The 9564-nt window shown below is 69.3% G+C and carries 8 protein-coding genes; 1 reads left to right on the top strand and 7 read right to left on the bottom strand.

Going from position 1 to position 9564, the window contains the following annotated elements:
- The 4 genes from QZ433_RS07015 to QZ433_RS07000 all read right to left on the bottom strand — a co-directional run.
- Window positions 1-365: SDR family NAD(P)-dependent oxidoreductase (locus tag QZ433_RS07015; protein WP_295781175.1), on the bottom strand; the 365-nt coding region annotated here is incomplete at its 3' end.
- 119 nt (window positions 366-484) lie between these two features.
- Complete coding sequence (locus QZ433_RS07010) at window positions 485-1840, bottom strand: aldehyde dehydrogenase family protein (protein ID WP_295781173.1); 1356 nt, start codon at window positions 1838-1840, stop codon at window positions 485-487.
- Entirely contained in the window at window positions 1837-2613 is a 777-nt protein-coding gene (locus tag QZ433_RS07005; protein WP_295781171.1) for a gamma-glutamyl-gamma-aminobutyrate hydrolase family protein, read from the bottom strand. Before QZ433_RS07005 ends, QZ433_RS07010 begins: the two co-directional genes overlap by 4 nt.
- Window positions 2594-3949: a glutamine synthetase family protein gene (locus tag QZ433_RS07000; protein ID WP_295781168.1), complete on the bottom strand. Its 1356-nt coding sequence runs from the start codon at window positions 3947-3949 to the stop codon at window positions 2594-2596. Before QZ433_RS07000 ends, QZ433_RS07005 begins: the two co-directional genes overlap by 20 nt.
- Before the next feature lie 145 nt (window positions 3950-4094).
- On the opposite strand from QZ433_RS07000, the gene QZ433_RS06995 reads away from it, so the two are divergent.
- The gene (locus QZ433_RS06995; RefSeq protein WP_295781165.1) at window positions 4095-5630 is read left to right on the top strand and encodes an amino acid permease; all 1536 of its coding nucleotides are present in this window, start codon (window positions 4095-4097) and stop codon (window positions 5628-5630) included.
- 53 nt (window positions 5631-5683) lie between these two features.
- On the opposite strand, the gene QZ433_RS06990 is transcribed toward QZ433_RS06995, so the two are convergent.
- The 3 genes from QZ433_RS06990 to QZ433_RS06980 all read right to left on the bottom strand — a co-directional run bounded on the left by QZ433_RS06990 (window position 5684) and on the right by QZ433_RS06980 (window position 9562).
- Window positions 5684-6343: a hypothetical protein gene (locus QZ433_RS06990; RefSeq protein WP_295781162.1), complete on the bottom strand. Its 660-nt coding sequence runs from the start codon at window positions 6341-6343 to the stop codon at window positions 5684-5686.
- 111 nt (window positions 6344-6454) lie between these two features.
- A complete protein-coding gene (locus tag QZ433_RS06985) occupies window positions 6455-6964 on the bottom strand; it encodes an amino-acid N-acetyltransferase (protein WP_295781159.1) in 510 nt (169 codons plus the stop codon).
- A 72-nt stretch (window positions 6965-7036) separates the two neighbouring features.
- Complete coding sequence (locus tag QZ433_RS06980) at window positions 7037-9562, bottom strand: ATP-dependent Clp protease ATP-binding subunit (RefSeq protein WP_108319682.1); 2526 nt, start codon at window positions 9560-9562, stop codon at window positions 7037-7039.
- Window positions 9563-9564 lie beyond the last annotated feature (2 nt).

Below are 9564 nucleotides of genomic sequence, written 5' to 3'. Positions count from 1 at the left end.
AGGTACACGCTCTTGAGGTTGACGTCCTGCACCCGGTCCCAGGCGGGCAGCTCGGTCGTTTCGATCGAGTCGTCGTCGGCGGGCGAGATGCCGGCGTTGTTGAAGGCGATGTCGACGCTGCCGAGGTCGGCGGCGACGCCGTCGAAGAGCGCGTCGACCGACGCCTCGTCGGCGACGTTCACCTGCCGGAACACCCCGTTCACCGCCTCCGCGGCGGCGGTGCCGGTGGTCTCGTCGAGGTCGGCGATCACGACGCGCGCGCCCTCGGCGGCGAAGCGGCGGGCGGTGGCGAGGCCGATGCCGCTCGCGCCGCCGGTGACGATCGCGACGCGGTCGCGCAGGCGCTGGGTGAGGTCGATGGTCATGGTGCGGTGGTTCCTTTCGCGCGGGACCTCGTCCCACTTATGGCTGGTGTGGGGCCTCCAGACCGGCCATAAGTGGGACGAGGACCGTCATAAGTGGGACGAGGGGGGTGAGGGGCAGGTCACTCGGTGGCGTAGAAGACGTTCTTCACCTCGGTGAAGTGCTCGGCGGCATCCGGGCCCAGCTCGCGGCCGAGACCCGAAGCCTTCATGCCGCCGAACGGGGTCGCATACCGCACCGAGGAGTGCGAGTTCACCGACAGCACGCCGCTGCGCACCCCGCGGGACACTCGGATGCCACGACCCAGGTTCTCGGTCCAGATCGAGCCGGCGAGGCCGTAGGCGGTGTCGTTGGCGAGGCGGACGGCATCCGCTTCGTCGTCGAACGGCATGACCGCGAGCACCGGCCCGAAGACCTCGTCGCGCGCGATGCGGTCGCCGGGCTGGGCGAGCACGACCGCCGGGGCGAACCAGAAGCCGTCGCCCTCGGGAGCCGAGCCGCGGAAGGCGACGTCGACCCCGTCGAGGAAGCCTTGGACAGTGGAGCGATGGGATGCCGAGATGAGCGGTCCCATCTGAGTCGATTCGTCGTGCGGGTCGCCGACCTTCCACGCCGCGACGGCGGGTTCGAGCAGCTCGAGGAACCGGTCGTAGACGCTCCGCTGCACCAGCAGGCGGCTGCGCGCGCAGCAGTCCTGACCGGCGTTGTCGAAGACCGAACCGGGAACTCCGGCCGCCGCCTTCTCGAGGTCGGCGTCGGCGAAGACGATGTTCGCGCTCTTGCCGCCCAGCTCGAGGGTCACGGGCTTGAGCATCCGCGCGCACCCGGCGGCGACCTCGGTGCCCACCTCGGTCGAGCCGGTGAAGACGACCTTGTGCACGTCGGGGTGCGACACGAAGCGCTGCCCCACGACCGAGCCGGAGCCGACGACCACCTGGAACAGACCGTCCGGCAGCCCGGCCTCCCGCGCCAGCTCACCGAGCCGCACGGCGGTGAGCGGCGTCAACTCCGCGGGCTTGAGCACTACCGCGTTGCCCGCGGCGAGCGCGGGCGCGAAGCCCCACGCGGCGATCGTCATGGGGAAGTTCCACGGCACGATGATTCCGACCACGCCGTACGGCTCGTGATAGGTCACGTCGAGGCCGCCTGCGACCGGGATCTGCGACCCGATCAGGCGTTCCGGGGCGCCGGAGTAGTAGTTGAGCACCTGCGCGACGTGCTGCGCCTCCCACCGGGCCGAGCCGATCGGGTGCCCGGAGTTCTGCACCTCAAGGGCCGCGAGCTCCTCGACGTGCGCCTCGACGACGCGGGCGAAGGAGCGCAGAGCGTCGGCGCGGGCGACCGGGGCGAGCGCGGCCCACGCGCGCTGCGCGCGCACGGCGTCGGCCACGGCGGCATCCACCTGGTCGATCTCGGCGCGCTCGAGCGTCGTGATGGGCGAGCCCGTGGACGGGTCGATGACGGTGAAGGTGCTCATGCGGACACTTCCTGGTGGTGAGCGGAACGTTCGGCCCGGTACCGCGCGGCCGCGGCGACGAGCCCGAGGAAGAGCCGCCGGTCCTGGGCGTTCTCCTCCGGATGCCATTGCACGGCCACGAGGTAGTCGTCGCCCGGCAGCTCGACGGCCTGCACGAGCCCGTCGTCCGTGCGCGCGGTGACCCGCAGCCCCTCGGCGACGCGGTCGACGCCCTGGTGGTGGTAGCTGTGGACGGCGAGCTCCCCGGCGCCGACGAGACCGGCGAGCCAGGTGTCGGCATCCACCTCGACGATGTTCTCGGCGAACACGCCCCCGCCGATGCGGTAGCGCTCGGTGCCGAGCGCCTCGGGCAGGTGCTGGTGCAACGTCCCGCCCATCGCGACGTTGATGAGCTGCAGGCCGCGGCAGATGCCGAAGACCGGGATGCCGCGCTCCCGCGCCCCCGCGAGCAGGGCGATCTCCCACGCGTCGCGGTCGGCGCGCGCGGGGTCCGTCGTGGGGTGGCGTTCGGCACCGTACAGCTCGGGCTGCACGTCGAGCCCGCCGGTGAGGATGAGCCCGTCGATGCCGTCGAGCACGGCGGCGGCGGCCTGCTCGGGCCGCGGCTGCGGGGGAAGGAGCACCGCGGAGGCGCCCGATGCGGTCACCGCGTCGAAGTACTGCTGCGGCAGGAACGAGGCGCGCACGTCCCAGACACCCTGCTTCGCGCGCTCGAGGTAGGTCGTGAGCCCCACGACGGGGGTCCGCTGCGGATCAGAGACGCTCGAAACCACGGACCCGCTCCCAGTCGGTGACGGCGGCGTCGTAGGCCTCGACCTCGATGCGCGCCTGGTTGAGGTAGTGCTCGACGACGTCGTCGCCGAAGGCGGCGCGGGCGATCGTCGACTCGCTGAACAGGCGTGCCGCCTCGCGCAGGGTCGTCGGGAGGGTGTCGACCCCCGCGGCGTACGCGTTGCCGGTGAGCGGCGCGGGCAGCTCGAGCTCGTTCTCGATCCCGTGCAGACCGCCCGCGATGATCGCCGAGATCGCGAGGTACGGGTTGACGTCTCCCCCGGGCACGCGGTTCTCCACACGCAGCGACGACCCGTGACCGACGACGCGCAGCGCGCACGTGCGGTTGTCCACGCCCCAGGCCACGCCGGTGGGGGCGAACGAGCCCTTCGCGTAGCGCTTGTACGAGTTGATCGTGGGCGCGTACAGCAGCGTGAACTCGCGGAGGGTGGCCAGGATGCCGGCGATCCAGTGGCCCATGAGGGGGCTGAATCCGTGGTCGCCGTCGCCCGCCATCACCGCGGCGCCGTCGTCGCCGCGCACCGAGAGGTGGATGTGGCAGCTGTTGCCCTCGCGCTCGTTGAACTTGGCCATGAAGGTGAGCGATTTGCCGTGACGGTCGGCGATCTCCTTCGCGCCGTTCTTGTAGAGCGTGTGGTTGTCGGCGGTCTCGAGCGCCTCGGCGTAGCGGAAGGCGATCTCCTGCTGACCGAAGTTGCACTCTCCCTTCACGCCCTCGCAGTACATGCCCGCGCCGTCCATGCCGACGCGGATGTCGCGCAGCAGGGGCTCCAGACGCGTGGTGGCGAGCAGGTTGTAGTCGACGTTGTAGTCGGTCGAGGGGGTGAGCCCGGTGTAGCCCTTGGCCCAGGCGTCGCGGAACGAGTCCTCGAAGACGATGAACTCGAGCTCCGTCCCCGCGTAGGCCGTGAGACCCCGCTCGGCGAGCCGCTCCCGCTGGGCGTTCAGGATGCCGCGCGGGGACTGCACCACCGCGGCGCGGTCCTCCCACGCGAGGTCGGCGAAGACGAGCGCCGTTCCCGGTTGCCACGGGATGCGGCGCAGCGTGTCGAGGTCGGGCACGAGCAGCATGTCGCCGTAGCCCTTCTCCCAGCTCGACATCGCGTAGCCGTCGACGGTGTTGAGATCGACGTCGACCGAGAGCAGGTAGTTGCAGGCTTCGGCGCCGTGCCCCCGCACCTCGTCGCGCCAGAACCGGGCCGCGACGCGCTTGCCGACGAGGCGGCCCTGCGCGTCGGGGAACGCCACGACGACCGTGTCGATCTCGCCCGCGTCGATCGCGGCGTCCAGTTCCGCGCTGGTGAGATTGCCCGCCATGGTCTTCCTCTCGCCTTCCGATCGCCCTCCGATCCGAGGACGTAACGAGGAACTTACACGCCAAAGGTAGACACGTCGACCAATAGGGGGCCATGATCTTGCGCAAGGCGAGCCCGAAGCCAGCCATCATCCTTCTGGAGGTCACATGTCCACCTCGAGCCATTCCCGCAAAAAGGTCGCCGGAGCCACCTATACGACGACGGATGCCGCCTACTTCGAGAAACGCACCCTGAAACGCTCGGCGGGAGTGTGGGGCCTCTGGGGTCTCGCGGTCGCCGCCGTCATCTCGGGCGACTTCTCGGGCTGGAACTTCGGCATCGGCTTCGCCGGGTTCGGCGGAATGCTGATCGCCTTCGTCATCCTCGTCGTCATGTACTACGGCCTGACCTTCTCGATCGGCGAGATGGCCGCCGCGATGCCGCACACCGGCGGCGCCTACTCCTTCGCCCGATCGGCGATGGGGCCGTGGGGCGGCCTGGCGACCGGTCTCGCCGAGACGATCGAGTACGTCGCGACCACTGCTGTCGTCGTCTACTTCTCGGGGCAGTACGCCGATTCCGCGCTCGAGCTGCTGACGGGCATCAGCCTTCCGGCATTCGTCTGGTGGATCATCCTCTACGCGCTCTTCATCGCCCTCAATGCCGCGGGCGCGAACATCTCGTTCGGCTTCGCGATCGTGGTATCGATCATCTCGATCGGCATCATCGTCGTCTTCGGCGCGATGTCGCTCATGACGGGGGCCTTCGACGGGGGCTCGCTGTGGAACATCGCGCCCACCGACGGCAACACCGAGTTCCTCCCCTTCGGCGTCGGCTCGATCCTGCTGGCGCTCCCCTTCGCGATGTGGTTCTTCCTCGGCATCGAGGAGCTCCCGCTCGCCGCCGAGGAGTCGCACGACCCCGCGCGCGACATCCCCCGTGCCGGCCTGTGGGCCCGCGGCACGCTCATCGTCACGGGTCTGATCGTGCTGTTCCTGAACACCGGGGTGCTCGGCGCCGACGCGACGGGCGGCTCACTCGAACCCCTGCTCGACGGCTTCCGCGCGATGGTCGGCGACCAGGCCGCGGCCCTGCTGTCGCTCCTCGCGCTCGTCGGGCTGCTGGCATCCCTCATGGGCATCATGTTCGCCTACGGCCGCAACATGTACTCGCTCTCGCGCGCCGGGTACTACCCGCGCTGGCTGTCGCTCACGGGAGCCCGCAAGACCCCCTGGGTCGCGCTCGTGTTCGGCGCCGTCCTCGGCTTCGTCGCACTCGTCGTCGTACAGGCCGCGGGCGGCGATGCGAGCCCGGCCGGCGCGATCGTTCTGAACATCGCCGTGTGGGGGGCCGTGCTGGCCTACTTCCTGCAGATGGTGTCGTTCATCGTCCTGCGGCGGAAGTTCCCCCACGCGGTGCGTCCGTACAAGAGCCCGTGGGGCCTGTTCGGGGCGTACTCGGCCGCGATCATCGCCGCGATCGTGTTCTTCGGACTGCTGGTGAACCCGGCCTATCTGCTCGCGGTCGTCGCGATCATCGTCGTCTACGCCGTGATTTTCATCGCGTTCGCCGTCTACGGCCGGCATCGCCTCGTGCTGTCGCCCGAGGAGGAGTACGCCCTGTCGGGTGGCCTGCACGGCGACCCGCAGAAGGAGGGCTACGACGCGATGGAGGGCGAGGTGTTCGGCGACCGGCGCTCCTGAACGGTACGACGGAGGGGTGGATGCCACGGCATCCACCCCTCTGCACGACGCGGTCAGCGCAGGACGAACGACGCCGTCCCGGCGGACGGGATGCCACCGATCGACACGCTCAGGTGGTAGGTCGCGCCGCCGCCCGGGGCGTAGGGACGCTCGCTCCCGCACGAGCCGACCGAGGACCGCGTGCGGTCCCACGTCAGCGGCGCGGAGCTCGAGACCGTCTGGCCCGGCGCGAGGGTGACCTCGAGGTCGCTCGGCTCGGTCTGGCAGTCGGTCGAGCGCCACCACACGTCGGAACCGCTCGTGACCGTGAAGGACTGCGCGCTCGTGCCGACGTTCATCGTGCAGGCGGTCGCCGACGAGTTGGTGAGGCGGATCGACAGCTGCGGGTTCTCGCCCTGGGCGTACTCGGCCTTGTCCGACAGCGCGTCGACCGTGATCTCGCTCGGACCGCATTCCACGGGCCCCGCGGGGGTCGAGGGCGTCGCCGTGGGTGACGGCGACGCGGACGTGGACGACGTCGGGGCGGGGGCGGCGGTGGAGGCGCTCTCGACGGGCGCGGGGGTCTCCTGCGCGGTCGGGGCGGAGCGCCACGGCGGAGCCGCGACGAGCCACACGACGAGACCGATCACGAGCAGGGCGAGAAGCCCGGCCGCGAGACGGCGTCGACGGTAGACCGCCGGGGACTGCCTCCGCCTACGGGGGGCATCGGTCATGCTTCCAGGGTAGGCGTCCCGAGCGGGAGCGTTTTCCGCGGCGCGCGCGTTCAGCGCTTCACCGGGTGCGCGGACCCCGGCCGCGATGGCGCGCCGCTGGAGCGGGGTCGGTCAGAGCCGCTTGAGCATGCGCGTGTTGCCGAGGGTGTTCGGCTTTACGTGGGCCAGGTCGAGGAACTCGGCGACGCCCTCGTCGGGGCTGCGGACCAGCTGGGAGTAGACGTCGGGGTCGACGACCTGCTCGCCGATCGGGGCGAACCCCCGCCGGGTGAAGAAGTCGACCTCGAAGGTCAGGCAGAACAGCCGCGCCACGCCCAGCTCGCGGGCCCGGTCCTCGAGCACCTCGACGATGGCCCGGCCCACGCCGTGGTGCAGCCAGTCCTCGTGCACGATGAGCGTGCGGATCTCGGCCAGGTCGTCCCACATGACGTGCAGCGCCCCGCAGCCGATGACCACACCGTCGACCTCGGCGACGACGAACTGCTGTACAGATCCGTACAGCACGACCAGGTCCTTGCCGAGCAGGATGCGCTTCTGCACGAACGGCTCGAGCAGCTCGTGGATACGTCGCACGTCGGCTGTCGCGGCGGGGCGGACGACGAACGGCGTGGCAGAGGTCATCGAACAAGCGTACGCCGCAACGCAGAAGGGACCCGGATGCCGTGGCATCCAGGTCCCTGTCTGTTATGCGTCTCAGCTCCCGGCGAGCGTGTCGGGAGTGGCGGCGATCTCGCCGGCCGTTCCGACACCGATCGCGACCTTGTCGCCGCGGGGAGCGCTGTCGAAGGTGAACTGTCCGTTCTCGACGCCGACCTTCACGTGGTCGCCCGACTCGAGCTCTCCGTGCAGGATCTTCTCGCTCAGACGGTCCTCGACCTCGCGCTGCATGGCGCGGCGCAGGGGACGCGCACCGAGGGTCGGGTCGAAGCCGATCTCGATGAGCTTGTCCTTGGCGTCGTCCGACAGCTCCACCGTCATGTCGCGGTCGAGCAGGCGGTCGGCCAGGCGCTTGACGAACAGACCGACGATCTGACGCAGCTCGTCCTTGTTCAGCTGCGGGAAGACGATCACGTCGTCCACGCGGTTGAGGAACTCGGGCTTGAAGTGGCGCTTCAGCTCTTCGTCGACCTTGCCCTTCATGCGCTCGTACGAGGTCTGGGCGCTGCCCTCGACCTGGAAGCCGACCGGTCCACCGGCGATCGCCGAGGAACCGAGGTTCGTCGTCATGATGATCACGGTGTTCTTGAAGTCGATGACGCGTCCCTGACCGTCGGTCAGGCGACCCTCTTCGAGGATCTGCAGCAGCGAGTTGAAGATGTCGGGGTGGGCCTTCTCGATCTCGTCGAACAGCACGACCGAGAACGGCTTGCGACGCACCTTCTCGGTGAGCTGGCCGCCCTCTTCGAAGCCGACGAATCCGGGAGGGGCACCGAACAGCCGTGAGACCGTGTGCTTCTCACCGAACTCCGACATGTCGAGGGAGATCAGCGCACCCTCGTCGTCGAAGAGGAACTCGGCGAGCGCCTTGGCGAGCTCGGTCTTTCCGACACCGGTGGGCCCGGCGAAGATGAACGAACCGCTCGGACGCTTCGGGTCCTTGAGGCCGGCGCGCTGACGACGGATCGTGCGCGACAGGGCCGCGATCGCCTCTTCCTGGCCGATGACCCGCTGGTGCAGGGCCTTCTCCATGAACATGAGGCGGCTGGACTCCTCCTCGGTGAGCTTGAACACCGGGATGCCGGTCGCCTGGGCGAGCACCTCGGCGATCAGACCCTCGTCGACCACCGCGTGCGAGGCGACGTCACCCGATCGCCACTGCTTCTCGAGGCGCAGACGCTCGGCGAGCAGCGACTTCTCCTCGTCGCGCAGCGACGCGGCCTTCTCGAAGTCCTGCTCCTCGGAGGCCTGCTCCTTCTGCTCGCGGACCTTGGCGATCTTCTCGTCGAACTCGCGCAGCTCGGGCGGCGACGACAGGATCGACAGGCGCAGGCGGGCGCCGGCCTCGTCGATCAGGTCGATCGCCTTGTCGGGCAGGAAACGGTCGCTGATGTAGCGGTCGGCGAGGTTGGCCGCGGCGACGATCGCGCCGTCCGTGATCTGCACCTTGTGGTGCGCTTCGTAGCGGTCGCGCAGGCCCTTCAGGATGTTGATCGCGTGGGGCAGGCTCGGCTCCGCCACCTGGATCGGCTGGAAGCGGCGCTCGAGAGCGGCATCCTTCTCGAAGTGCTTGCGGTACTCGTCGAGCGTGGTGGCACCGATGGTCTGGAGCTCACCGCGGGCGAGGAGGGGCTTGAGGATGGATGCCGCGTCGATCGCGCCCTCGGCGGCACCGGCACCCACGAGGGTGTGGATCTCGTCGATGAAGACGATGATGTCGCCGCGCGTGCGGATCTCCTTGGTGACCTTCTTCAGGCGCTCTTCGAAGTCACCGCGATAGCGGGAACCCGCGATGAGCGAACCGAGGTCGAGCGAGTAGACCTGCTTGTCCTTCAGCGTCTCGGGGACGTCGCCCTTGACGATCGCCTGCGCGAGACCCTCGACGACGGCGGTCTTTCCGACACCGGGCTCACCGATGAGGACGGGGTTGTTCTTCGAGCGGCGCGACAGGATCTGCATCACGCGCTCGATCTCCTTCTCGCGCCCGATGACGGGGTCGAGCTTGTTGTCGCGCGCGGCCTGCGTGAGGTTGCGACCGAACTGGTCGAGAACGGCCGATCCGCCCTGGGCGGCGCCCTGGGTCTGCTCTCCGGCTCCGGATGCCACACCCGCGGGCTCCTTGCCCTGGTAACCCGAGAGCAGCTGGATGACCTGCTGCCGCACCTTGTTCAGGTCGGCGCCCAGCTTGACCAGCACCTGGGCGGCGACGCCCTCGCCCTCGCGGATGAGGCCGAGCAGGATGTGCTCGGTGCCGATGTAGTTGTGGCCGAGCTGAAGGGCTTCGCGCAGCGACAGCTCCAGCACCTTCTTGGCGCGCGGCGTGAAGGGGATGTGGCCGGTCGGCTGCTGCTGGCCCTGCCCGATGATGTCCTGCACCTGCTCGCGGACGGCGTCGAGCGAGATGCCGAGGGACTCGAGCGCCTTCGCGGCGACACCCTCGCCCTCGTGGATCAGCCCGAGCAGGATGTGCTCGGTGCCGATGTAGTTGTGGTTGAGCATCTTCGCCTCTTCTTGGGCGAGGACGACCACACGACGGGCACGGTCGGTGAATCTCTCGAACATCT

Origin of the sequence: uncultured Microbacterium sp. (assembly GCF_913776565.1) — a bacterium.
Lineage (GTDB): Bacteria > Actinomycetota > Actinomycetes > Actinomycetales > Microbacteriaceae > Microbacterium.
The sequence above is the reverse complement of the archived record's forward strand: the minus strand, read 5'-3'. Positions and strand labels throughout refer to the sequence as shown.

Bases quoted from the DNA above. Each gene is read 5' to 3' on its own strand.
- QZ433_RS07010 (WP_295781173.1), bottom strand. From the start codon at position 1,840: ATGAGCACCTTCACCGTCATCGACCCGTCCACGGGCTCGCCCATCACG.
- QZ433_RS06995 (WP_295781165.1), top strand. From the start codon at position 4,095: ATGTCCACCTCGAGCCATTCCCGCAAAAAGGTCGCCGGAGCCACCTAT.
- QZ433_RS06980 (WP_108319682.1), bottom strand. From the start codon at position 9,562: ATGTTCGAGAGATTCACCGACCGTGCCCGTCGTGTGGTCGTCCTCGCC.
- QZ433_RS06990 (WP_295781162.1), bottom strand. From the start codon at position 6,343: ATGACCGATGCCCCCCGTAGGCGGAGGCAGTCCCCGGCGGTCTACCGT.
- QZ433_RS07000 (WP_295781168.1), bottom strand. From the start codon at position 3,949: ATGGCGGGCAATCTCACCAGCGCGGAACTGGACGCCGCGATCGACGCG.
- QZ433_RS06985 (WP_295781159.1), bottom strand. From the start codon at position 6,964: ATGACCTCTGCCACGCCGTTCGTCGTCCGCCCCGCCGCGACAGCCGAC.